Annotated in this window: 23 protein-coding genes; 20 read left to right on the forward strand and 3 right to left on the reverse strand. The window is 48.5% G+C overall.

The window, feature by feature from the left end:
• Positions 1-28 precede the first annotated feature (28 nt).
• Positions 29-634, reverse strand: a complete 606-nt coding sequence (locus GOU96_RS02655) for a peroxiredoxin C (protein WP_000244647.1) — start codon at positions 632-634, stop codon at positions 29-31.
• Positions 635-855: 221 nt separating this feature from the next.
• Here GOU96_RS02655 and GOU96_RS02660 point away from each other — a divergent pair, with 221 nt between their 5' ends.
• The 3 genes from GOU96_RS02660 to aceA all read left to right on the forward strand — a co-directional run bounded on the left by GOU96_RS02660 (position 856) and on the right by aceA (position 5,425).
• Positions 856-1,761: a hydrogen peroxide-inducible genes activator gene (locus GOU96_RS02660; protein ID WP_001045922.1), complete on the forward strand. Its 906-nt coding sequence runs from the start codon at positions 856-858 to the stop codon at positions 1,759-1,761.
• Positions 1,762-2,344: 583 nt separating this feature from the next.
• Positions 2,345-3,982: a malate synthase A gene (gene aceB, locus GOU96_RS02665; RefSeq protein WP_267780766.1), complete on the forward strand. Its 1,638-nt coding sequence runs from the start codon at positions 2,345-2,347 to the stop codon at positions 3,980-3,982.
• A gap of 129 nt (positions 3,983-4,111) precedes the next feature.
• Complete coding sequence (aceA, locus tag GOU96_RS02670; RefSeq protein WP_000176892.1) at positions 4,112-5,425, forward strand: isocitrate lyase; 1,314 nt, start codon at positions 4,112-4,114, stop codon at positions 5,423-5,425.
• A gap of 158 nt (positions 5,426-5,583) precedes the next feature.
• On the opposite strand, the gene GOU96_RS02675 is transcribed toward aceA, so the two are convergent.
• A complete protein-coding gene (locus GOU96_RS02675) occupies positions 5,584-6,033 on the reverse strand; it encodes a CBS domain-containing protein (RefSeq protein ID WP_000598452.1) in 450 nt (149 codons plus the stop codon).
• A gap of 289 nt (positions 6,034-6,322) precedes the next feature.
• Here GOU96_RS02675 and queA point away from each other — a divergent pair, with 289 nt between their 5' ends.
• The 5 genes from queA to secF all read left to right on the forward strand — a co-directional run bounded on the left by queA (position 6,323) and on the right by secF (position 12,023).
• Complete coding sequence (gene queA / locus GOU96_RS02680; RefSeq protein ID WP_001913881.1) at positions 6,323-7,381, forward strand: tRNA preQ1(34) S-adenosylmethionine ribosyltransferase-isomerase QueA; 1,059 nt, start codon at positions 6,323-6,325, stop codon at positions 7,379-7,381.
• A gap of 228 nt (positions 7,382-7,609) precedes the next feature.
• The gene (gene tgt, locus GOU96_RS02685) at positions 7,610-8,749 is read left to right on the forward strand and encodes a tRNA guanosine(34) transglycosylase Tgt (RefSeq protein WP_000768200.1); all 1,140 of its coding nucleotides are present in this window, start codon (positions 7,610-7,612) and stop codon (positions 8,747-8,749) included.
• A gap of 104 nt (positions 8,750-8,853) precedes the next feature.
• Positions 8,854-9,186 (forward strand): preprotein translocase subunit YajC, encoded by a 333-nt coding sequence (yajC, locus tag GOU96_RS02690; RefSeq protein WP_000053137.1) that lies wholly within the window; start codon positions 8,854-8,856, stop codon positions 9,184-9,186.
• Positions 9,187-9,207: 21 nt separating this feature from the next.
• Entirely contained in the window at positions 9,208-11,061 is a 1,854-nt protein-coding gene (gene secD, locus GOU96_RS02695) for a protein translocase subunit SecD (protein WP_080390331.1), read from the forward strand.
• Between the two features lie 14 nt (positions 11,062-11,075).
• Positions 11,076-12,023 (forward strand): protein translocase subunit SecF, encoded by a 948-nt coding sequence (gene secF, locus GOU96_RS02700; RefSeq protein ID WP_000486403.1) that lies wholly within the window; start codon positions 11,076-11,078, stop codon positions 12,021-12,023.
• 168 nt (positions 12,024-12,191) lie between these two features.
• Here the strand turns inward: secF and suhB are convergent, their stop codons facing one another.
• Positions 12,192-12,995: an inositol-1-monophosphatase gene (gene suhB / locus GOU96_RS02705; protein ID WP_000553435.1), complete on the reverse strand. Its 804-nt coding sequence runs from the start codon at positions 12,993-12,995 to the stop codon at positions 12,192-12,194.
• Positions 12,996-13,176: 181 nt separating this feature from the next.
• Here suhB and trmJ point away from each other — a divergent pair, with 181 nt between their 5' ends.
• From trmJ to GOU96_RS02765, 12 genes are all read left to right on the forward strand, one after another.
• Positions 13,177-13,908, forward strand: coding sequence for a tRNA (cytosine(32)/uridine(32)-2'-O)-methyltransferase TrmJ (gene trmJ / locus GOU96_RS02710; protein WP_042987959.1), 732 nt, complete (start codon positions 13,177-13,179; stop codon positions 13,906-13,908).
• Between the two features lie 114 nt (positions 13,909-14,022).
• Positions 14,023-14,544, forward strand: coding sequence for a Fe-S cluster assembly transcriptional regulator IscR (iscR, locus tag GOU96_RS02715; protein ID WP_001918301.1), 522 nt, complete (start codon positions 14,023-14,025; stop codon positions 14,542-14,544).
• Positions 14,545-14,570: 26 nt separating this feature from the next.
• Positions 14,571-15,785: an IscS subfamily cysteine desulfurase gene (locus tag GOU96_RS02720; protein ID WP_042987947.1), complete on the forward strand. Its 1,215-nt coding sequence runs from the start codon at positions 14,571-14,573 to the stop codon at positions 15,783-15,785.
• Positions 15,786-15,821: 36 nt separating this feature from the next.
• Positions 15,822-16,205, forward strand: a complete 384-nt coding sequence (gene iscU / locus GOU96_RS02725; protein ID WP_000331703.1) for a Fe-S cluster assembly scaffold IscU — start codon at positions 15,822-15,824, stop codon at positions 16,203-16,205.
• Between the two features lie 60 nt (positions 16,206-16,265).
• Positions 16,266-16,589 (forward strand): iron-sulfur cluster assembly protein IscA, encoded by a 324-nt coding sequence (gene iscA / locus GOU96_RS02730; RefSeq protein ID WP_000301571.1) that lies wholly within the window; start codon positions 16,266-16,268, stop codon positions 16,587-16,589.
• 48 nt (positions 16,590-16,637) lie between these two features.
• The gene (hscB, locus tag GOU96_RS02735; RefSeq protein ID WP_267780761.1) at positions 16,638-17,153 is read left to right on the forward strand and encodes a co-chaperone HscB; all 516 of its coding nucleotides are present in this window, start codon (positions 16,638-16,640) and stop codon (positions 17,151-17,153) included.
• A 23-nt stretch (positions 17,154-17,176) separates the two neighbouring features.
• On the forward strand, positions 17,177-19,027 hold the full coding sequence (hscA, locus tag GOU96_RS02740; protein ID WP_134986921.1) for a Fe-S protein assembly chaperone HscA: 1,851 nt from the start codon (positions 17,177-17,179) through the stop codon (positions 19,025-19,027).
• 13 nt (positions 19,028-19,040) lie between these two features.
• Positions 19,041-19,379 carry an ISC system 2Fe-2S type ferredoxin gene (gene fdx / locus GOU96_RS02745; protein WP_001124187.1) on the forward strand — a complete coding sequence of 113 codons (339 nt, stop codon included), beginning with the start codon at positions 19,041-19,043 and terminating at the stop codon, positions 19,377-19,379.
• A 48-nt stretch (positions 19,380-19,427) separates the two neighbouring features.
• Positions 19,428-19,622, forward strand: a complete 195-nt coding sequence (gene iscX / locus GOU96_RS02750) for a Fe-S cluster assembly protein IscX (RefSeq protein WP_000872174.1) — start codon at positions 19,428-19,430, stop codon at positions 19,620-19,622.
• Between the two features lie 219 nt (positions 19,623-19,841).
• Positions 19,842-21,131 (forward strand): aminopeptidase PepB, encoded by a 1,290-nt coding sequence (gene pepB / locus GOU96_RS02755; protein ID WP_053034903.1) that lies wholly within the window; start codon positions 19,842-19,844, stop codon positions 21,129-21,131.
• 203 nt (positions 21,132-21,334) lie between these two features.
• The gene (gene ndk, locus GOU96_RS02760; RefSeq protein ID WP_001162850.1) at positions 21,335-21,763 is read left to right on the forward strand and encodes a nucleoside-diphosphate kinase; all 429 of its coding nucleotides are present in this window, start codon (positions 21,335-21,337) and stop codon (positions 21,761-21,763) included.
• A 173-nt stretch (positions 21,764-21,936) separates the two neighbouring features.
• Positions 21,937-23,058 (forward strand): bifunctional tRNA (adenosine(37)-C2)-methyltransferase TrmG/ribosomal RNA large subunit methyltransferase RlmN, encoded by a 1,122-nt coding sequence (locus GOU96_RS02765; RefSeq protein WP_000206068.1) that lies wholly within the window; start codon positions 21,937-21,939, stop codon positions 23,056-23,058.
• The last annotated feature ends 87 nt before the right edge of the window (positions 23,059-23,145 follow it).

Below are 23,145 nucleotides of genomic sequence, written 5' to 3' on the forward strand. Positions count from 1 at the left end.
ACCCGTGTTGAGCGCGGGGTTAAGAGTCTTATTTTAGGTCAGCTGAGTATTGAGACAGGAATGCTGCAACGCCTTTTGGAGATGCTTCCATACCTGCTTTGCCTGCTTCCCATTGTGCTGGGCACACTTCACCGTGAGTTTGGTGGAAGTTCAGTGCGTCAACCATACGTAGCATTTCGTCGATGTTACGACCCAGTGGCAGATCGTTCACTACTTGGTGACGAACCATGCCTTCTTCGTCGATCAGGAATGAACCACGGAAAGCCACGCCAGCTTCTGGGTGCTCAACATCGTAAGCTTTACAGATTTCGTGTTTAACGTCTGCAACCAGTGGGTATTTCACTTGACCGATACCGCCGTTTTCAACAGCAGTGTTACGCCATGCGTTGTGAGAGAACTGAGAGTCGATAGAAACACCAATCACTTCTACACCTTTAGCAAGGAAGTCTTCGTAACGGTTGTCGAATGCAATCAGTTCAGATGGGCAAACGAAAGTGAAGTCTAGTGGGTAGAAGAAAACAACCGCTTTCTTACCTTTTGTAAATTCTGCGAAGTTGAAGTTATCAACGATTTCACCGTTACCAAGAACAGCAGCTGCAGTAAAATCAGGGGCTTTGCGACCAACTAGTACCATTTTTTTGCTCCTAAGCAATTTTGTAAGTACTGAACTATGTGCGTTGAGTTCATAATTCAGTCCGTGAATAACGAGGAGAAATATAGTACAAAGTAGACAAAGTAAAAAATGAATTAATTAGATTAAGTTAATCGAAAAAAGCGATAAGTCTCGGTGAGGTCAGTAGTGCCTAGGTACCATGATGTTTTTAGCGCGGTTTTTGATGAGAGGATGGAAGATGTATGAATAAATGGCCAAGCCTCAAGCAGTTATCTTATTTGGTGACACTTTATGAAACCCGCCATTTTAGTGAGGCGGCTGAGCGTTGCTTTGTCAGTCAATCGACCTTAAGTAAAGGCATTCAAAACCTTGAAGAGTTGATCGGCTGCTCCTTGTATGAAAAGCAAGATAAGAAAAGCCCTCTGGTATTTACTCGGGTCGGAGAGTTGGTGGTCAAGCAGGGGCGAGAATTGCTCGCCAAGGGGCAAGATTTAGTCGAGCTTGGCAAGTTGTGCCAAGGTGACACCATGGAAGGGCAATTGCGTTTGGGGTGCATTCCAACCATTGCGCCGTTTTTGTTGTGTGATTTAGTCCAAGAGATTAACCAGCGTTACCCCAAATTGCACTTATTGTTGCGTGAAGATACCACGGCAAATCTGCTCTCCGCCTTGCGCAGTGGTGAACTGGATGTGTTGATCCTCGCCTTACCCGTCGATATTGGCAATATGGAGAGCTATGTGGTGGGGCAAGATCCGTTTCGTATGGTGATCAGCCGTAACCAAGTTAATCAGATCCGCGTGCCGATCCGCTACGCAGATCTACCCGATGAATCGGTGTTTTTACTCGAAAACGAGCACTGTTTAACTGAACATGCCGTATCGGCTTGTAAGCTCACCGATAAAGAGAAGATTAATCCATTTACCGCGACCAGTTTGCATACCTTAGTGCAAATGGTGGCCAATGGATTAGGTACGACTTTTATTCCGCAAATGGCCATCGATCACGGTTTGCTGGATAACCAAAATCTGGTGGTGATCGACCCTCCTGGACAAAAAGCTTACCGAGAAATCGGCCTAGTGTGGCGTCCAAGTTCTTCCCGAATTCACACTTTTCGCCAGTTAGCTGAGATAGTGGCTGAACTGTTATAGCGATTGGTCGTAGTGATAATTCCGCTATGGACTAGTGAAAGCGCATTGTCAACGATGCGCTTTTTAGCATTTTATGTGGTTAGTAATTTTTTAATTGTGAAATTTCACAAGTCAAAATTGGTGGGGCTTTCATAAAATTGTAAATATTCACAATGTGAATTTTACATATCCTGACCGTAACGCTGTTTTAATTACAGACGATGGGTTCCGCTCTAAGCCAGTCATTCCGACCTTTTATACCGTAAGGATAAATTTAAACGCTTGTTTAAGTGCTATTTTCAATGTTAATTTTTGTGTAATTAAATTACGTAATAACTTACGGATTTTGGTGTGTGAATTGTGTGGGGGTGGCAACCGAATAAAACTTCGAATTTAACCTTGGGTTAACTTTTGCTCTTTCTTGTTGGTGCTTTGTGGGTTAAGGTTTATTGGCGTTGTTAAGACTTATGTCTAGTGCCCGGAGTCTTGCAAAAGTGCGCAATTTAAGTGACTTTAAATCACAACGGATAAGCCAACTGAATAATGAAAATTTGTAGTTTTAAAGTTACAAATGTTCTTGGTGAGTGTTTCAAGGAAGGAATTTATGTCAATCAATACTGCTGAATTAACCCAACACACCACGGAAACCAAAATCACCGAAGGCAAGCTTGCTGTGGTGGGTACCCTTTCACCCGAACATCAAGCGATTTTCCCTGTCGAAGCCCAAACTTTTTTACAGCAACTCTGTGAGCGCTTTGCGCCGCGAGTTGATGAATTTCTGAACTTGCGTGAACAAAAACAAACGCTTATCGACCAAGGCCAGCTACCTGATTTTCTTGCCGAAACCAAAGATATCCGTGAAGGAAGCTGGAAGATTCTCGGCATTCCAGACGATCTGCAAGATCGCCGCGTAGAGATCACGGGGCCAACCGATCGCAAAATGGTGATTAATGCCCTCAACGCGAATGTGAAAGTCTTTATGGCTGACTTTGAAGATTCGATGTCGCCCGCGTGGGACAAGGTATTGGATGGTCAGATCAATCTGCGTGATGCGATTCTGGGCAGCATAAGCTATACCAATCCAGAAAATGGCAAGCGTTATGAGCTCAATGCCAACCCAGCGGTGCTTATCTGCCGCGTGCGCGGTCTGCATCTCAAAGAAAAACATGTCACTTACAACGGCTTGGCGATTCCCGGTTCACTGTTCGATTTTGCGCTCTATTTTTACAACAACCATCGCGCACTGTTGAAAAAAGGCAGTGGCCCTTATTTCTACCTACCTAAGCTGCAAGCTTATCAAGAGGCGCAGTGGTGGAGTGACGTGTTCCATTTCACGGAAGATTATTTTGGCTTAGACACTGGCACCATCAAAGCAACGGTGTTGATTGAAACTCTGCCTGCGGTATTTCAGATGGATGAGATCCTCTTCTCACTCAAAGAGCACATTGTCGGTCTGAACTGTGGGCGCTGGGATTATATTTTCAGCTACATCAAAACCTTGAAAAAGCATCCCGACCGCGTATTGCCGGATCGCCAAGTGGTGACCATGGATAAGCCTTTCCTCAATGCGTATTCCCGTTTGTTGATTTACACCTGTCATAAACGCGGCGCGTTTGCGATGGGCGGGATGGCGGCGTTTATTCCAGCCAAAGATCCTGCGCTCAATGAGCAAGTGCTACAAAAAATTCGCGGCGACAAAATGCTTGAAGCGACCAATGGCCACGATGGTACTTGGGTCGCACACCCCGGTTTAGCGGATACCGCAATGGCGGTGTTTAACGAGGTGCTTGGTGAGCGCAAAAACCAACTTAATGTAAGCCGAATGGCCGATGCTCCGATAACCGCGGCCGATCTATTGGCACCTTGCGACGGGCCACGCTCCGAGCATGGCATGCGCCACAACATTCGCGTTGCGTTGCAATACATCGAAGCATGGATTTCTGGTAACGGTTGTGTGCCGATCTACGGCTTGATGGAAGATGCGGCGACAGCGGAGATTTCACGCGCTTCGATTTGGCAATGGATCCAACACGGCAAAACGTTAGATAACGGGCAAGTGGTCACGAACGAACTGTTTCGCGACTACCTCAAACAAGAGATTGAGGTGGTGAAAAGCGAAGTGGGTGAGTCCCGTTTTGCACAAGGGCGTTTTACTGAAGCGGCCGAATTGATGGAGCGCTTAACGACCAGTCAAGAGCTACCGAATTTCTTAACCATACCGGGCTACGACTACTTGCCGTAGGCCTCTATAACACCAGTAAGGTGAAAAAACACCAGTAACGTGAAACCACTTTACGATCAGCGAGCGCAGTACTGATCGAACAAGGAATCGAGCTGCCAACAGGCAACCAATATACAAGAGGGATAGATTATGACACTGACTCGTCGCCAACAAATTGAAGCACTAGAAAAAGATTGGGCAACCAACCCACGCTGGAAAAATGTGAAACGCACTTACACCGCTGAAGAAGTGGTGAGTTTGCGCGGCTCGGTTGTACCTGCCAATACCATCGCCCAACGTGGTGCAGACAAACTGTGGGAACTGGTGAATGGTTCAGCGAAAAAAGGGTATGTGAACTGTTTGGGCGCACTCACTGGCGGCCAAGCGGTGCAACAAGCCAAGGCGGGCATTGAAGCGATTTATCTCTCTGGCTGGCAAGTGGCGGCGGATAACAACACCGCAGGCACCATGTATCCTGACCAATCTCTCTATCCAGTGGATTCAGTACCTTCAGTGGTACGCCGCATCAATAATGCGTTTCGTCGCGCTGACCAGATTCAGTGGTCAAACGGCAAATCACCACAAGATGAAGGCGGAATTGATTACTTCCTGCCAATCGTCGCGGATGCGGAAGCCGGTTTTGGTGGCGTACTCAACGCTTATGAGTTGATGAAATCTATGATTGAAGCGGGCGCTGCTGGCGTTCACTTTGAAGACCAATTGGCTTCGGTGAAAAAATGTGGCCACATGGGCGGCAAAGTATTGGTACCGACTCAAGAGGCGGTGCAAAAACTGATTGCAGCACGTTTGGCTGCCGATGTTGCAGGCACGACTACGTTAGTGATTGCTCGCACCGATGCTAACGCCGCCGATTTGCTCACTTCAGACAGCGATCCGTACGATGCCGATTTCGTGACCGGTGAGCGTACTTCCGAAGGTTTCTACCGTGTACGCGCGGGCATTGACCAAGCGATTTCTCGCGGCTTGGCTTACGCACCTTACGCAGATTTGGTGTGGTGTGAAACCGCGAAGCCGGATCTGGAAGAAGCGCGTAAATTTGCTGAAGCGATTCATGCACAATACCCAGATCAACTGTTGGCTTACAACTGCTCACCTTCGTTCAACTGGGAAAAGAATCTCGATGCGAAAACCATCGCCCATTTCCAGCAAGCGCTGTCGGACATGGGTTACAAGTACCAGTTCATCACGTTAGCGGGTATTCACAACATGTGGTTCAACATGTTTGAGTTAGCGCACGCTTACGCGCAAGGCGAAGGTATGCGTCACTATGTCGAAATGGTACAGCGTCGCGAATTTGAAGCAGCATCCAAAGGTTATACCTTCGTGGCGCACCAACAAGAAGTGGGGACGGGTTACTTCGATAAGATGACCAACACCATTCAAGGCGGCAACAGTTCGGTGACGGCCCTGACCGGCTCAACCGAAGAAGATCAATTTCACTAATCGATAATCCACCATTCTGTGCGAACCTTGGCGGCCGAATGGCCGCCTTTTTTAGGGTGAGCGTTTACTCTGTTTGAGTATGGCGAGCCCATTCCTACATATCACTGCCGCTGCAAATCATTTGGCCGAGCCGAGAATGAATCGGGTGATAGCTTGGCTTACTGCTCCTCATCCAACTCATCGGGTTCACTCTCTTCCTGAAGTTCGAGCAGATTGATCGCAATTGTCACGAAATCACTGTCGGTAATGATCCCAACTAACACATCTTTGGCGACGACAGGCAAACAGCCAATTTTGTGTTTTTGCATGTAAATTGCGCTTTCTTTGAGCCCCGCTTGCGGCGCGACGCTCGTAACATCGGTGTGCATCACCTCAAACAGCGGAGTTTCGAAGGCGAGAGAATCGCCTTGGGCACTGCGCTGTAAGCTGGATTCCTGAGCCGCCAACAAATCGCGTTGGCTGACGATACCCAGCAACTTTTTATTCGCATCCACAATCGGCACGTGGCGGATATCCAGCGCCTCCATAAGATGTTTCGCATCGTTGAGCGTGTGAGTCCGCAATAAGGTGTGCGGGTGACGCGTCATCATGTCTTCAACTTTGATCATAGCCAACTCCTTTCTGCGCAGAGAACCATCGGAGCCGGGGTCTCTAACCCCTTTTCCCATTAACGCTTTCTTATTTAACTATAGTGTGATTGGCCAGCAACTTCTGCGAAGTGAAACCGAAATATGCGGATTGTTGAATCCGCTGGCGAACCTGATGGCTCTTTACAAAAGGTTACCTTGCCAGAGGTGTATCACCACGCAGCATTCCTGTATCTTGAGCGCACTTAGGTATATACTGGCGCGCCGCGAAATCGGGCGACGATACTGATCACTTAATCAAGAAAGAGCCATGCAAGTTTCAGATTTTCATTTTGAACTCCCAGACGAGCTGATTGCTCGCTACCCAAAAGCAGAACGTACCGCGAGCCGCTTGCTACAGCTTGACGGCAACAGTGGTCAACTGGTGGATGGCACCTTTAAAGATGTCCTCGAACTGGTTGAACCGGGAGATCTGCTGGTGTTTAACAACACGCGAGTGATCCCAGCACGCATGTTTGGGCGCAAAGCCAGTGGTGGCAAATTAGAAGTGTTGGTAGAGCGTATGCTCGATGAGCACACGATTTTAGCGCACGTTCGTTCATCAAAACCGCCCAAACCGGGTACTGAACTTTATTTAGGCGAGAACGATGAGTTTCATGCCGTGATGCAGGCGCGTCACGATGCATTGTTTGAAATCCGTTTTACTGCGGAAACCGTGGTATTGGATATTCTCAATCAAATTGGTCACATGCCGTTGCCACCTTACATCGACCGTCCTGATGAAGAAGCGGATAAAGAGCGTTATCAAACGGTGTACAACCAAAAGCCGGGTGCGGTAGCTGCCCCAACGGCGGGTTTGCATTTTGACCAAGCGCTGCTTGAGCAGATCCAAGCCAAAGGCGTTGAGTTGGCGTATGTGACACTGCATGTTGGCGCGGGGACCTTCCAGCCTGTGCGGGTGGAAAATATTCACGATCACCATATGCATGCGGAATACGTTGAAGTGCCACAAGAAGTGGTGGATGCGATTGCGGCGACCAAAGCGCGTGGTGGTCGAGTGGTTGCTGTGGGTACCACCTCAGTACGTTCACTCGAAAGTGCGGCGCAAGACGCGCTGCAAAAAGGCACCGAGTTAAAGCCATTTTTTGGTGATACCGAAATCTTCATCTTCCCGGGGTATCAATACCAGTTGGTGGATTGCTTGATCACCAATTTCCACTTGCCTGAATCGACCTTGATCATGCTGGTGAGTGCGTTTGCAGGTTATGAGCACACCATGGCCGCTTATGAACATGCGGTCAAAGAGCAATATCGCTTCTTTAGTTACGGCGATGCGATGTTTATTCGTAAGCAGATGACTAAAGCGTAATCATCCCTAATCACTTGGAGTAGTCACTTCAGGTGGCAAGGGATAACGAAAACGAGTGCTGGCAGTAGCCAGAAAAGGTGCAGACCTTTTTCGCAGGGAAACGCGACCGCTCCGCAAAGAGCCTTGTTGCTGGCAATAAGGCTTGAATTATCGACCTGCTGATAGCGTAAGTTCGTGCGATTAGGTGGGTAAAAATGGTCAGACTGTTTCTCTGACATTGGAGGCTTCGTGAAATTAAAATTTGAACTGAAAAAGAAAAACGGTAATGCCCGTCGTGGTCAATTGATTTTTGAACGCGGCACAGTGCAAACCCCTGCGTTTATGCCAGTGGGTACTTACGGCACGGTAAAAGGGATGACCCCTGAAGAAGTGAAAGAGACTGGCGCACAAATTCTGCTCGGTAACACTTTCCATCTCTGGCTGCGCCCTGGCCAAGAAGTGATGAAAATGCACGGTGACTTGCACGATTTCATGAACTGGCAAGGTCCTATCTTGACTGATTCAGGCGGTTTTCAGGTATTCAGCTTAGGCGATATCCGTAAGATCACCGAAGAAGGCGTGCATTTCCGTAACCCAGTAAACGGCGACAAAATCTTTATGGACGCCGAGAAATCGATGGAAATCCAAAAAGATTTGGGTTCAGACATCGTGATGATTTTTGACGAGTGTACGCCATACCCAGCGACCCACGATGAAGCGAAAAAATCGATGGAAATGTCTCTGCGTTGGGCAAAACGTTCACGTGACCACTTCGATAAGCTCGAAAACCCGAACAACCTGTTTGGTATCGTGCAGGGGGGTGTGTATGAAGATTTGCGTGATGTATCGGTAAAAGGCCTGACGGAAATCGGTTTTGATGGTTATGCTGTGGGTGGTCTTGCGGTGGGTGAGCCGAAAGAAGACATGCATCGTGTACTAGAACATACCTGTCCACAACTGCCGGAAGACAAGCCACGTTATCTGATGGGCGTCGGTAAACCGGAAGACTTGGTGGAAGGTGTGCGTCGTGGTATCGACATGTTTGACTGTGTGATGCCAACGCGTAACGCACGTAACGGTCACCTGTTTGTGACGGGTGGTGTGATCAAGATCCGTAATGCAGCACATAAAACCGATACAACACCACTGGATCCGCATTGCGACTGTTACACTTGCAAAAATTATTCGAAGTCATACCTGCATCATCTGGATCGCTGTAACGAAATCCTCGGTGCACGCTTGAATACCATCCATAACCTGCGTTACTACCAACGCTTGATGGAAAGCATTCGTAAAGCGATTGATGAAGACCGTTTTGACCAATTTGTAGCCGAGTTCTACGCGCGTCGTAACCGCGAAGTGCCACCACTACAAAAAGACAAAGCCTGATTTCGTGCACTGGGTTGGATTTGCGTGGTAAGCCGCTTGAATTCACCCCTGTGCATCCCAATAGAATCAACATTAAACAACAATAACTTAGAGGACGTTTCTCAATGAGTTTAATTTCTGTAGCACATGCCGCAGGCGAAGGTGCCCCACAAGGTGGCGGTTTTGAAATGATCATCATGCTCGCGATGTTCGCAGTGATCTTCTATTTCATGATCTACCGTCCACAAGCTAAGCGTGTCAAAGAACACAAAAACCTGATGGCTGCGATGGCAAAAGGTGACGAAGTGCTGACCTCTGGTGGTCTAGTCGGTCGTATCACTAAGATTGCTGAAGACAACGCTTACATCACAATCGAGTTGAACACCAACAACGAAGTTGTGATCAAGAAGGACTTCGTGACTGCAGTGCTGCCAAAAGGTACGCTGAAATCTCTTTAAAACAGCCATAGGATCCTCGCTGTGCTAAACCGTTATCCGTTATGGAAGTATCTGATGGTGATGTTAACCATCGCCGTTGCAGCCTTGTATGCACTTCCAAATATCTACGGTGAAGATCCAGCTATCCAAATAACAGGGGCGCGTGGCGCCTCTGTTGATATGTCAACGCTGGATGCTGTCACCGATGCGCTCAATAAAGCGCAACTCTCCCAAAAATCCATTGCTCTTGAAAATGGCTCAATCCTTGTTCGTTTCAATGATACGGATACGCAAATCAGCGCCCGAGATATCATCAGTGAAGCGTTAGGTAAGGATAAAATCGTCGCGTTAAACCTCGCTCCTTCAACGCCAGATTGGCTAGAGTCAATTGGTGCTGCACCAATGAAACTTGGCCTTGATCTGCGTGGTGGTGTGCACTTCCTGATGGAAGTGGATATGGATGCCGCGATGGAAAAATTGGTCAGCCAACAAGAAGAAGCTTTCCGCAGTGATCTGCGTGACGAGAAAATTCGTTACCGCGCGATCCGTCCATTATCGGATGCGGTTGAAGTGACCCTGCGTGATGCCGAGCAGCTTGCGCAAACTAAGCTGCTTCTGGAGTCGAAACACCGTGATATGACCTTTACGACTTCAGAATCCGATGGCCGTTTTGTGCTCGTGGCTAAGTTTACCGAAGCTCGCTTACAGGAAATTCGCAACTACGCCGTTGAGCAGAACATCACTATTTTGCGTAACCGGGTGAACGAACTGGGTGTGGCTGAGCCTCTGGTTCAACGCCAAGGTGCGACACGTATCGTGGTAGAGCTGCCGGGTGTACAAGACACCGCGCGTGCTAAAGAAATCTTAGGCGCGACCGCAACCCTTGAATTTCGTGAAGTGGACGATAAAGCCGACCTTGCCGCTGCGGCAGCAGGACGTGTGCCAGCTGGCAGCGAAATCAAGTTCGATCGTAATGGCCGTCCTGTGGTGCTGAAAAAGCGCGTGATTCTGGGTGGTTCAAGCATTACCGATGCAAGCTCAAGCGCCGACGAATATGGTCGCCCACAGGTGAACATTTCGCTCGATAGCGAAGGCGGCAACAAGATGTCAGCGTTCTCGAAAAAGAACATTGGCAAGCTGATGGCGACGGTGTTTGCCGAATACAAAGACAGCGGTAAGCGCTCTCCTGAAGGTAAAGTCATTCTGACCAAGCATGAAGAAGTGATTAACCAAGCGACGATTCAGTCGGCATTGGGACGTAACTTCCGTATTACTGGGATTGATTCACCGGCAGAAGCGCATAACCTTGCTCTGCTATTGCGTGCCGGTGCTTTGATTGCGCCAATTTCTATCGTCGAAGAGCGCACCATTGGTCCATCAATGGGTCAGCAGAATATCGATATGGGTATTCAGGCCTGTATTTGGGGTATGGTGGCGGTAATGCTGTTTACGGTTCTTTACTACCGTAAGTTTGGCATGATCGCTAACATCGCACTGATGGCGAACCTCGTGTTGATCATTGGTGTGATGTCGATGATCCCGGGCGCAACCATGACCTTGCCAGGTATTGCTGGTATCGTGTTGACGGTCGGTATGGCGGTCGATGCCAACGTACTGATCTTCGAGCGTATTCGTGAAGAGCTACGCGAAGGAAAAAATCCGCAGCAAGCGATTCATCAAGGTTACGCTAACGCATTCAGTACCATTGCCGATGCCAACATCACCACCTTAATTACGGCTATCATTTTGTTTGCCGTTGGTACAGGGGCGATTAAAGGCTTCGCAGTGACGCTGTCTATCGGTATTTTAACCTCTATGTTTACCGCGATTGTGGGTACACGTTGTATCGTGAACCTGCTGTATGGCGGCAAACGTATCAACAAACTGTCGATCTGAGGCTGGGGTAAGTTATGTTTCAAATCCTAAAAGCAGACAAAATGATCGACTTTATGCGTTGGTCGAAATTCGCCTTCGCCTTGTCGCTGGTGATGATTGCCGCATCGATTTTTACTCTGTCTACCAAATGGCTGAACTGGGGGCTGGATTTCACGGGCGGTACATTGATTGAAGTGGGCTTTGAGCAGCCTGCCAATCTGGAGCAAATCCGTAGCGCCCTTGAAGCGAAAGGTTTTGGTGATGCTACCGTGCAAAACTTTGGTTCTGCACGTGATGTAATGGTACGTCTACGTCCTCGTGATGATATGGCGGGTGAGGCGTTGGGTAACCAGATCCTCGCGGCGATCAAAGAAGGTACCGGCGGCAACGTGGAAATGCGCCGTATCGAATTCGTTGGCCCGAACGTGGGTGATGAGCTCACTGAAGCGGGCGGCTTGGCGATTCTGGTTTCTTTGCTGTGTATCTTGCTCTACGTGTCAGTACGCTTTGAATGGCGTTTGGCTGCAGGTGCGGTGCTGGCATTGGCGCACGACGTCATCATTACCTTAGGCATCTTCTCTATCTTACAGATTGAAGTTGATCTCACGATTGTTGCAGCATTGCTGACGGTTGTGGGTTACTCACTCAACGATACTATCGTGGTGTTTGACCGGATCCGTGAAAACTTCCGTAAGATGCGCAAAGAAGAACCCGCAGAGATCATGAATAGCTCAATTACACAAACTTTGAGCCGTACTTTGATCACTTCAGGTACCACTTTGTTTGTGGTGATTGCCCTCTTTACTCAAGGAGGAGCAATGATCCACGGTTTTGCGCTGGCCTTGTTGCTGGGTATTACTGTTGGTACTTATTCTTCTATCTATGTGGCATCAGCACTGGCGCTGAAACTCGGGATCACCCGTGAGCACTTGTTGCCTCCACAAGTGGAGAAAGAAGGCGCAGAGTTGGATGAAATGCCGTAGGCATCTCTCTTGTCCATAAACAAAAAACCGCTGCTAAGTCAGCGGTTTTTTTATCAAGCTTGGTTCGCTATGACCTGATTGATCATGAAGCAGTAGGCGATCGGTTGATAGAACAAAAAAAAGCCCTGCCATAATGGCAGGGCGATATCAGCTGTGACGGAGCAGATATTATTTCAAAATTGCGCTGTTACCGTTTTCACGGATGTGCTGCAGAATCGCTTTCACACCACGTGGGCTTGATGCCACGATGTTGCCCGATTGCATGTAATCGGTGCCGCCAGCAAAGTCAGTCACGATGGCACCCGCTTCACGAGCAATCAGTTCACCTGCAGCCATATCCCAAGGTTTTAGGCCAAGCTCAAAGTAGCCATCAACGCGGTTTGCCGCTAGGTAGCACAGATCCAGTGCGGCTGAACCAGTACGACGGAAATCTGCACATTCAACAAACATTGCAGAGAGGATCTTCATGAAAGATTCTGAGTGCTGTTTTTGTTTGAATGGGAATGCGGTGGCCAAAACTGCGCCTTGCAGATCTTTGATTGGCTGAACGCGAATACGAGCGTTGTTGAGCTGTGCACCTGCACCACGTTGGGCAGTGAACAGTTCGTTAGTCATTGGGTCGTAAACACAAGCGACTTCAGTTTTGCCTCTAAAGCGTACCGCAATAGAAACAGCAAAGTGAGGGAAACCTTTTACAAAGTTAGTGGTGCCATCCAGTGGGTCGATGATCCATTGCACTTCCTTATCTTTACCTTCGATAAGGCCGCCTTCTTCTGCAATGATGCAGTGCTCAGGGTAAGAGCTTTTGATGGTTGAAACGATAATCGCTTCTGCTTCTTTGTCGACGTTAGTCACAAAGTCGTTGCTGCCTTTCTGAGTAGTTTGAATCTTCTCTGCGTTTTCCAGAGATTTGGCAATATGGTTACCTGCTTTTCGCGCGGCGCGAATAGCGATATTTAGCATTGGATGCATACGAGTTTCCCAACGGATGTTAAAGAACGAAAAAGCGGGCGGCAGTATACCAAAACAAATCAAAAAAGGAAGTGGTTATTTTTTGTGCGCTTAGTTGCCCGTCAAGGTAAAGGGTCTGACCATTTTGGTCAGGTTTGTGTTAATATCCCGCGGCTTTGTTTGGAGTACATTTTAGTAAATGATGTTAGAACGCGTGAAAGTCGTATTGGTCGGCACAACTCACTCTGGAAATATTGGTTCGGCCGCTCGGGCGATGAAAGTCATGGGGCTGAGCCAGATGGTGCTGGTCGATCCGCAGTGTCAGGTTGATGCTCAAGCGATCGCGTTAGCCGCGGGGGCAAGTGAAATTGCACTTAATGCGCAAATTTATCCAACGCTGGAAGCCGCCGTTGCCGATTGTGGGTTAGTCGTGGGCACCAGTGCGCGTTCACGTACCCTTGAATGGCCAATGCTTGAGCCACGCGAGTGCGGAGAAAAACTCATCAGTGAAGCCAACCAACATAGTGTGGCTATGGTGTTTGGTCGTGAACGCACTGGCTTGACCAATGAAGAGCTGCAACTGTGTCACTACCACGTATGCGTGCCTGCGAATCCAGAATACAGCTCACTGAATTTAGCAATGGCGGTTCAACTGCTGAGTTATGAAGTGCGGATGGCCTATCTTGCTTTGCAGCAGAGCTTGCAAAGCAGCACATTGCAGGAAGAGTATCCGCGTCATCAAGAGTTGGAGCGTTTTTATGCCCATCTTGAACAAGTGGTAATGCAAACCGAGTTTATTTCTGCGCAGCAGCCGGGACAGGTGATGAATAAACTGCGCCGCATGTTTACGCGCGCTCGGCCAGAAGCTCAAGAAATCAATATCTTGCGTGGGATCTTAACGTCAGTACAAAAGTCAATCTCACGCAAAGAATAAGCTTATAAGTCTCAGGGTTAAATACCTGACTAAATTAGTCAAATAAATACTTGACCAAAAGAGTCAAGTATGGAAAACTTCCAGCCACATAAACAGTGTGGATACGGTGTGATTATGAGACTGACATCTAAAGGAAGATATGCGGTAACAGCCATGTTAGATGTGGCTCTGCATTCGCAACAAAACCCAGTACCGTTGGCGGACATTTCTGAGCGCCAAGGCATTTCTCTCTCGTACTTAGAGCAGCTTTTTTCTAAGTTACGTAAAGCGGGCTTAGTCGCCAGTGTGCGCGGTCCGGGCGGCGGTTATCGCTTAGGAATGGACTCATACGCCATTTCTATTGGTACTGTGATTGCCGCGGTTGATGAATCGGTCGATGCGACCAAATGCAACGGGAAAGGGGATTGTCAGGGTGGGACTCGCTGCCTGACTCACACACTGTGGCGTGATCTCAGCTCACGCATTACGGATTTTCTCAACAACATCACGCTCGGTGAGCTGATGATGGATAACGAAGTTCTCGAAGTTTCAGATCGTCAAGATCTTCATCTTGCGGTCAGCCAAAGGGTTTCGCAAAACAACTCAAATACAGTCACCATTGGTGCTGCGCCTTTTGGTATTAATGTTCGCTCATAGCGGCAAGGTTTACACTGGAGTAGAAAATGAAACTGCCTATTTATCTAGATTATTCAGCGACATGCCCGGTTGATCCGCGCGTAGCTGAAAAAATGGTTCAGTACATGACGATGGATGGTACCTTCGGTAACCCAGCTTCGCGCTCGCACCGTTATGGCTGGCAGGCAGAAGAAGCGGTAGACACTGCGCGTGAGCAAATCGCAGCCCTGCTGAATGCAGACCCACGTGAAATTGTGTTCACTTCGGGTGCTACTGAATCTGACAACCTCGCGATCAAAGGTGTTGCTCACTTCTATAACAAGCAAGGCAAGCACATCATCACCAGCAAAACCGAACACAAAGCGGTACTGGATACCATGCGCCAATTGGAGCGTGAAGGCTTTGAAGTGACTTATCTTGATCCAGAAAGCAATGGCTTGATAGATCTGGCTAAGCTTGAAGCCGCGATGCGTGATGACACTATTTTGGTTTCTATCATGCACGTAAACAACGAAATCGGCGTGGTGCAAGATATCGCAGCGATCGGCGAACTGTGCCGTTCACGTAAAGTGGTGTTCCATGTTGATGCAGCGCAATCCGCGGGTAAAGTAGCGATGGATGTCCAAGAGATGAAGGTTGATCTGATTTCTCTTTCTGCGCACAAAGCTTACGGCCCGAAAGGTATTGGTGCTTTGTATGTACGCCGTAAACCACGTATTCGTCTTGAAGCACAAATGCACGGTGGTGGTCATGAACGTGGTTTCCGTTCTGGTACTCTGCCGACTCACCAAATTGTGGGTATGGGTGAAGCGTTCCGTATCGCGAAGGAAGAGCTGCAGCAAGATTACGATCACGCACTGAAGCTGCGTAATCGTCTGCTTGATGGCATTAAAGATATGGAAGCCGTGACCATTAACGGTGATCTGGAGCAGCGTGTACCACACAATCTCAACGTCAGTTTTGCGTTTGTAGAAGGTGAATCTCTGCTGATGGCACTGAAAGATCTGGCCGTATCGTCAGGCAGTGCATGTACTTCAGCCAGCCTTGAGCCTTCTTACGTATTGCGCGCTCTGGGTCTTAACGATGAACTGGCACACAGCTCAATTCGCTTCTCTTTTGGTCGTTTCACGACCGAGGCAGAGATTGATTATGCGATCGAACTGATCCGCGTAGCAGTGGATAAACTGCGTGCGATGTCTCCACTTTGGGACATGTACAAAGACGGCGTAGATCTGAACACGGTTGAGTGGGCACACCACTAATCATTCCAAGGTTATAAAGGATTCGAGGTAACGAACATGGCATACAGCGAAAAGGTCATTGACCATTACGAGAACCCACGTAACGTTGGTTCATTTGATAAAGAAGATCCTTCTGTAGGTAGCGGCATGGTTGGCGCACCTGCGTGTGGTGATGTAATGCGTTTGCAGATCAAAGTATCACCAGAAGGCATCATCGAAGATGCAAAATTCAAAACTTACGGCTGTGGTAGCGCAATTGCTTCTAGCTCGCTAGTGACTGAGTGGGTGAAAGGCAAGAGCATTGATGAAGCGGCTGCGATCAAGAACAGTGAAATCGCCGAAGAGCTCGAATTGCCACCGGTGAAAATTCACTGCTCAATCCTAGCCGAAGATGCCATCAAAGCCGCTGTTGCGGACTACAAGAAAAAGCATCAACACTAATTCGTTTGGGAGCGTCGAGCGCTCCCACCCTTTAATTTATTGAAATCATAAGGTTGAAGTATGGCCGTCACTCTTAGCGAAACCGCAGCAAGCCGAGTAAAAACTTTTCTGGATAATCGTGGAAAAGGCATCGGTTTACGTCTTGGTGTCAAGACAACTGGGTGTTCGGGAATGGCGTATGTGCTCGAGTTTGTTGATGATCTCAACGAAGAAGACCACGTATTTGAAAGCCATGGTGTGAAGGTGATCATTGACACCAAAAGCATGGTCTATTTAGATGGCACTCAACTCGATTACAAAAAAGAAGGGTTAAACGAAGGCTTTGAATTCAACAACCCAAATGTCAAAAGCGAATGTGGTTGTGGTGAAAGCTTCAACGTTTAACGGTAACTGACCATCGAGACTGTTCTCGATCACAGGACCGCTATCAAGATGAATTATTTTGAATTATTTGGGCTGCCGATCCAGTTTGAACTGGATGGTAGCCTTCTTTCTTCTCAGTTCAGAGCGTTGCAGAAACGATTCCATCCGGATAATTTTGCTACCGCTTCTGAGCGTGACCGCCTAATGGCAGTGCAGCAAGCCGCGCAAATTAACGATGCGTATCAGACACTGAAAGATCCACTCCGCCGCGCGGAATATCTTTTGTCGTTACAAGGCATAGAGATGAACGCTGAGCAGCAGACGCTGCAAGATCCGATGTTTCTGATGGAACAGATGGAGCTACGCGAAGAACTAGAGTCCATGACGGCTTGTGCAGATCCAGAGGCCGCCTTAGTCGCTTTTGACACTAAGGTAACCGCGATGCAGCGTCATTATCTCGCACAGCTACAAGGCCAATTAGCTCAAAGTGAGTGGTTAGCGGCGGCTGATCAGATCAGAAAGCTCAAATTTATTGCCAAACTCAAAAATGAAGTAGAACGAGTCGAAGACCAACTGCTTGGCTAATTCAAGATTCAAAGGAACAACTGATGGCATTACTTCAGATTGCAGAGCCGGGGCAAAGTTCGGCACCACACCAGCATAAGTTGGCTGCGGGTATTGATTTAGGCACCACGAATTCACTGGTCGCTTCTGTGCGCAGCGGAACCGCAAGCACACTCGTCGATAGCCAAGGGCGTAGTATTCTCCCCTCAGTGGTGAACTATGGTGCTGATGCGACTCGCGTCGGCTATCCTGCTCGTGAACAAGCTGAAACCGATCCGCACAACACTGTGATTTCGGTAAAACGTCTGCTTGGACGTTCACTGCAAGACATCAACCAGCGTTATCCTCATCTGCCTTACCGCTTTAAAGCGAGTGAGAAAGGTTTGCCGATTGTGCAAACCGCGCAAGGGGATAAAAATCCCATTCAAATCTCTGCCGATATTTTGAAAGCCTTGGCAGAACGTGCCACCGCCACCTTAGGTGGCGAATTGGCGGGAGTGGTCATCACAGTACCAGCGTATTTTGATGATGCGCAGCGGGTTGCCACCAAAGATGCTGCGGCGTTAGCGGGCTTGCATGTGCTGCGTTTACTCAATGAGCCGACAGCAGCGGCGATTGCTTATGGTTTGGACTCAGGCCAAGAAGGGGTGATCGCGGTGTACGATCTAGGTGGCGGCACCTTCGATATTTCGATTTTACGCCTTTCACGCGGCGTGTTTGAAGTGCTCGCAACCGGTGGTGACTCTGCACTGGGCGGTGATGATTTTGACCATCTGATCGCCGATCACCTGCAAGCACAAATCGGACTCACCAGCTTAACCGCTGAGCAGCAGCGCGCGCTGATTAACGCCGCGACACAAGCCAAGATCGATCTAACAGAACACATGACGGCTGAGCTGAATGTGCTTGGCTGGCAAGGTACGCTTACTCGTGAAGAGTTGGAAAACCTGATTGCACCATTGGTGAAAAAGACGCTGCTTGCTTGCCGTCGCGCATTGAAAGATGCCGGTGTTGCAGCGGATGAGGTGCTTGAAGTCGTGATGGTGGGCGGTTCAACCCGCACACCGTTTGTGCGCAATCAAGTGGGCGAGTTTTTTGGCCGCACGCCACTGACCAGCATTAACCCGGATGAAGTGGTCGCGATTGGGGCGGCCATTCAGGCGGACATTCTGGCCGGCAATAAGCCGGATGCAGAAATGTTGCTGCTCGATGTCATCCCTCTCTCTTTGGGGATTGAAACCATGGGCGGTTTGGTCGAAAAAATCATCCCACGCAACACCACTATTCCTGTTGCTCGCGCGCAAGAGTTTACCACCTTCAAAGATGGGCAAACGGCGATGAGTGTGCATGTGGTACAAGGTGAGCGAGAAATGGTTGATGACTGTCGCTCTCTGGCACGCTTCTCACTCAAAGGTATACCGCCGATGGCGGCAGGTGCTGCGCACATTCGCGTGACTTATCAAGTGGATGCGGATGGTCTACTTTCCGTAACGGCTTTGGAAAAAAGCACCGGTGTACAAGCAGAGATTCAGGTTAAGCCATCTTATGGTTTAAGCGATGACGAAGTCACCCAGATGCTCAAAGACTCCATGGCCTATGCTAAAGAGGATATGCTGGCGCGTGCGTTGGCAGAGCAGCGCGTAGAAGCCGATCGCGTGATTGAAGGCTTAGTTTCAGCCCTGCAAGCGGATGGTGATGAGCTGCTGAACGAGCAAGAGCGCCAAACTTTATTACAGGCGATAGAGCGCTTGATTGAACTGCGCAATGGCGATAATGCGGATGCCATTGAGCAAGGAATAAAAGACACAGACAAAGCGAGTCAGGATTTTGCGTCAAGACGAATGGATAAATCGATTCGTAGCGCACTGGCTGGCCACTCCGTTGACGAGATTTGAAGAGATTACCAACATGCCAAAGATTATTGTTTTGCCTCATGAAACCCTTTGCCCGGAAGGCGCAGTGTTAGAAGCGCAAACCGGGGAAACGATTCTTGATGTGGCACTCAAAAACGGTATCGCTATTGAGCATGCGTGTGAGAAATCGTGCGCTTGTACTACTTGCCACTGTATCGTTCGAGAAGGGTTTGATTCACTGGAAGAGAGTGATGAGCTGGAAGACGATATGCTGGATAAAGCTTGGGGTCTGGAGCCAGAATCTCGTCTCAGCTGTCAGGCTCGAGTGGCGGATGAAGATCTCGTCGTCGAGATCCCGAAATACACGCTAAACCACGCAAGCGAAGATCATTAATTCTTAGCCTCGGTCGCAGCCGAGGTAAAACCAATAGGAAGGCTAACCATGAAATGGACAGATTCACGCGATATCGCGATTGAGCTGTGTGACAAGTTTCCCGATGTCGATCCCAAAACCGTACGTTTTACCGATCTGCATCGTTGGATCATGGAGTTGGAAGATTTTGACGATGATCCGAATCATTCCAACGAAAAAATCCTTGAAGCCGTCATTCTGTGCTGGATGGATGAATTCGAGTAATTCATCTCATGCAAAATGAAGTGAGTGGTCAATCAATATGGCGCTTGCTTTGTTTAGCCGGGGGAGAAACCCCACAGAGTTAACACTTCTTAGCAAAAAATGCGGACCATTTGGTCCGTTTTTTTATTCGGTTGACATTTTGCCTCGACATAATGCTAACATCTTGGCGATTTAATGAGATGGCACAGGCAAAGCCAATATTTAAGACAAGGAGAAACCATGTCTACACAGATGTCTGTATTTTTGAGTACTCAAGCTGCCCAGCCTCAGTGGGGAGAGAAAGCGCTCATTTCTTTTGCAGAGCAAGGTGCAACCATTCACCTGCAACAAACACAAGATTTCAGCGCGATCCAACGCGCAGCTCGTAAGTTAGATAATCAAGGTATCCGCACGGCATTCCTGGCTGGAGAAGGTTGGGAACTGGAGAGCATTTGGGCTTTCTATCAAGGTTACCGTGATGCGAAAAAGCGCAATACCGTCGAGTGGAAAGCGTTAGCGGCTGCTGAACAAGTAGAGCTAGAAGCGCGCATTAAAGCGACGGATTGGACACGCGATATCATCAACAAAAGCGCGGAAGAAGTTGCACCACGCCAATTGGCGACCATGGCAGCAGAGTTCATCAAATCGCTTGCGCCTGACCATGTTTCTTACCGTATCGTCAAAGACAAAGATCTGCTCACTGAAGGGTGGGAGGGGATTTACGCTGTAGGCCGTGGCTCTGAGCGTACGTCCGCGATGCTGCAACTCGACTACAACCCAACGGGCGATGAAAATGCACCGGTATTCGCGTGTTTAGTCGGTAAAGGCATCACTTTTGACTCGGGTGGTTACAGCTTAAAACCTTCCAACATGATGTCAGCGATGAAAGCGGACATGGGCGGCTCAGGCATGATCACTGGTGCGCTCGGTTTGGCTATCATGCGCGGCTTCAACAAGCGCGTGAAACTCATTCTATGCTGCGCGGAAAACATGGTTTCCGGCCGTGCGTTGAAGCTTGGTGACATCATCACCTACAAAAATGGCAAAACCGTTGAAATCATGAACACCGATGCGGAAGGCCGTTTGGTGCTGGCCGATGGTCTTATCTACGCCAGTGAACAGAAACCGCAATTGATTATCGACTGTGCAACCTTAACCGGAGCGGCGAAAAACGCGCTGGGTAATGATTACCACGCACTGCTTTCTTATGATGAGTCGCTGAGCCAACAAGCATTAGCTGCGGCAAAAGAAGAGAATGAAGCGCTGTGGGCTCTGCCTTTAGCTGAGTTCCACCGTGAAATGCTGCCTTCTAACTTTGCGGATCTGTCAAACATTAGTAACGGCGATTACACGCCGGGAGCCAGCACCGCAGCGGCCTTCCTTTCTTATTTCGTGGAAGGCTACCAAAAAGGTTGGTTACACTTCGATTGTTCAGCCACGTATCGCAAGTCAGCCAGCGATAAATGGGCTGCAGGAGCCACGGGCATGGGCGTGAAAATGCTCGCACGTATTTTGATGCAGCAAGCATAAATTTAAAGGCAGCTTGTATAGCTGCCTTGTTTTTATTAATAAGAGTATACCCTTCCAATTTGATGCTGCAGCGGTGTTGGCTCTGTTCGTTCATCCTAATCACATAGTGTGTCTATGCTGATGGAGGTGAACTCCCTTGCCGACTATCTGCGACGCCAAGTCGCTTGGGTATAACATAAGCACAATAAACAAAAGGAAATTTTATGGCTCTAGAAAGAACATTTTCGATCATTAAGCCGGATGCGGTGAAGCGTAACTTGATTGGTGAGATTTACCACCGTATTGAAAAAGCCGGTTTGCAGATCATTGCCGCGAAAATGGTTCACCTGTCGGAAGAGCAAGCGAGTGGCTTTTACGCTGAGCATGAAGGCAAACCGTTTTTTGAACCGCTGAAAGAATTTATGACCTCTGGCCCGATCATGGTGCAGGTCTTAGAGGGTGAAAACGCAATTGCACGTTACCGTGAATTGATGGGGAAAACTAACCCAGAAGAAGCCGCCTGCGGTACTCTGCGTGCCGATTATGCACTGAGCATGCGTTACAACTCAGTACACGGTAGCGACAGCCCTGCATCCGCCGCTCGTGAAATTGAATTTTTCTTTCCAGAATCAGAAATCTGCCCTCGTCCATAGTCTTTAAGACAGATTAATTAGGCTCCCAGTGTGGAGCCTAAATTTTGCACAAAACATAACCTGTCTTGAATTAACACCTTAGAAAAGACGCGGTTTTGCAGCCCTTGTTGTTGCTGAATAAAGGCTGTACAATTCGCGCCCTTAATTACTGTTCCGTCTTCCTGAGAGGCACCATGACCACAGAAAAAATCAATCTACTCGATTTTGACCGCAAGGGTTTGCGCACGTTTTTTGCCGAAGAACTGGGTGAGAAAGCGTTTCGTGCCGAGCAGGTCATGAAGTGGATTTATCACTTTGGTTGTGATGACTTCGATCAAATGAATAACATCAACAAGCAGCTGCGTGAAAAGCTCAAAGCCAAGTGTGAGATCCGTGCACCTTATGTCTCGGAAGCGCAACACTCGGCGGATGGCACCATCAAGTGGGCAATGCGTGTGGGTGATCAGGATGTGGAAACGGTTTACATTCCAGAAGATGATCGCGCAACCTTGTGTGTGTCTTCCCAAGTAGGGTGTGCGTTGGAATGCAAATTCTGCTCAACGGCGCAGCAAGGTTTTAACCGTAACCTACGCGTTTCAGAAATCATTGGTCAGGTTTGGCGTGCGGCACGTGAAATCGGTCTAGAGAAAGAAACTGGGCGTCGTCCTATCACTAACGTGGTGATGATGGGCATGGGTGAGCCTTTGCTCAACATGAAAAACCTCATCCCAGCGTTAGAGATCATGCTCGATGATCTCGGTTTTGGTCTTTCTAAGCGCCGTGTGACCGTTTCTACCTCTGGTGTGGTTTCTGGTTTAGAGCAGATGATTGGCCAAATCGATGTGGCTTTGGCTATCTCATTGCATGCGCCGAATGACAAGCTGCGTAGCGAAATCATGCCGATCAACGATCGCTGGAATATCGAAGCGTTTTTAGAGGTGGTGCGTCGCTATATTGCATCCTCAAATGCTAACCGCGGTAAGGTGACCGTTGAGTATGTGCTGCTGGATCATGTGAACGATGGTACAGAGCATGCTCACGAGTTGGCGGAATTACTGAAAGGGACGCCTTGTAAAATTAACCTGATCCCGTTTAACCCTTATCCGGGCTCACCCTACAAGAAGCCAAGTAATTCACGCATTGACCGTTTCCAAAAAACCTTGATGCAATATGAGCATACCGTCACCATTCGTAAAACTCGTGGTGATGACATTGATGCGGCATGTGGGCAGTTGGTGGGAGATGTCATTGATCGCACTAAACGAACCAAAGCTAAACAATTTGATGGACAAGCGATTCCAGTGAAAACACTGTAATTGATGTTATAAGATAAGCCAGAGATGTTTCTCTGGCTTTATTTTTGCCTAATATGGCAACAAATCACTGCGTTTAAATGTCAAATC

This window comes from Vibrio sp. R-1, assembly GCF_035615595.1.
Classification (GTDB): domain Bacteria; phylum Pseudomonadota; class Gammaproteobacteria; order Enterobacterales; family Vibrionaceae; genus Vibrio; species Vibrio cholerae.

Coding starts and splice junctions, on each gene's coding strand:
- GOU96_RS02655 (WP_000244647.1), bottom strand. CDS start 634: ATGGTACTAGTTGGTCGCAAAGCCCCTGATTTTACTGCAGCTGCTGTT.
- GOU96_RS02660 (WP_001045922.1), top strand. CDS start 856: ATGAATAAATGGCCAAGCCTCAAGCAGTTATCTTATTTGGTGACACTT.
- aceB (WP_267780766.1), top strand. CDS start 2,345: ATGTCAATCAATACTGCTGAATTAACCCAACACACCACGGAAACCAAA.
- aceA (WP_000176892.1), top strand. CDS start 4,112: ATGACACTGACTCGTCGCCAACAAATTGAAGCACTAGAAAAAGATTGG.
- GOU96_RS02675 (WP_000598452.1), bottom strand. CDS start 6,033: ATGATCAAAGTTGAAGACATGATGACGCGTCACCCGCACACCTTATTG.
- queA (WP_001913881.1), top strand. CDS start 6,323: ATGCAAGTTTCAGATTTTCATTTTGAACTCCCAGACGAGCTGATTGCT.
- yajC (WP_000053137.1), top strand. CDS start 8,854: ATGAGTTTAATTTCTGTAGCACATGCCGCAGGCGAAGGTGCCCCACAA.
- secF (WP_000486403.1), top strand. CDS start 11,076: ATGTTTCAAATCCTAAAAGCAGACAAAATGATCGACTTTATGCGTTGG.
- suhB (WP_000553435.1), bottom strand. CDS start 12,995: ATGCATCCAATGCTAAATATCGCTATTCGCGCCGCGCGAAAAGCAGGT.
- trmJ (WP_042987959.1), top strand. CDS start 13,177: ATGTTAGAACGCGTGAAAGTCGTATTGGTCGGCACAACTCACTCTGGA.
- iscR (WP_001918301.1), top strand. CDS start 14,023: ATGAGACTGACATCTAAAGGAAGATATGCGGTAACAGCCATGTTAGAT.
- GOU96_RS02720 (WP_042987947.1), top strand. CDS start 14,571: ATGAAACTGCCTATTTATCTAGATTATTCAGCGACATGCCCGGTTGAT.
- iscU (WP_000331703.1), top strand. CDS start 15,822: ATGGCATACAGCGAAAAGGTCATTGACCATTACGAGAACCCACGTAAC.
- iscA (WP_000301571.1), top strand. CDS start 16,266: ATGGCCGTCACTCTTAGCGAAACCGCAGCAAGCCGAGTAAAAACTTTT.
- hscB (WP_267780761.1), top strand. CDS start 16,638: ATGAATTATTTTGAATTATTTGGGCTGCCGATCCAGTTTGAACTGGAT.
- hscA (WP_134986921.1), top strand. CDS start 17,177: ATGGCATTACTTCAGATTGCAGAGCCGGGGCAAAGTTCGGCACCACAC.
- fdx (WP_001124187.1), top strand. CDS start 19,041: ATGCCAAAGATTATTGTTTTGCCTCATGAAACCCTTTGCCCGGAAGGC.
- iscX (WP_000872174.1), top strand. CDS start 19,428: ATGAAATGGACAGATTCACGCGATATCGCGATTGAGCTGTGTGACAAG.
- pepB (WP_053034903.1), top strand. CDS start 19,842: ATGTCTACACAGATGTCTGTATTTTTGAGTACTCAAGCTGCCCAGCCT.
- ndk (WP_001162850.1), top strand. CDS start 21,335: ATGGCTCTAGAAAGAACATTTTCGATCATTAAGCCGGATGCGGTGAAG.
- GOU96_RS02765 (WP_000206068.1), top strand. CDS start 21,937: ATGACCACAGAAAAAATCAATCTACTCGATTTTGACCGCAAGGGTTTG.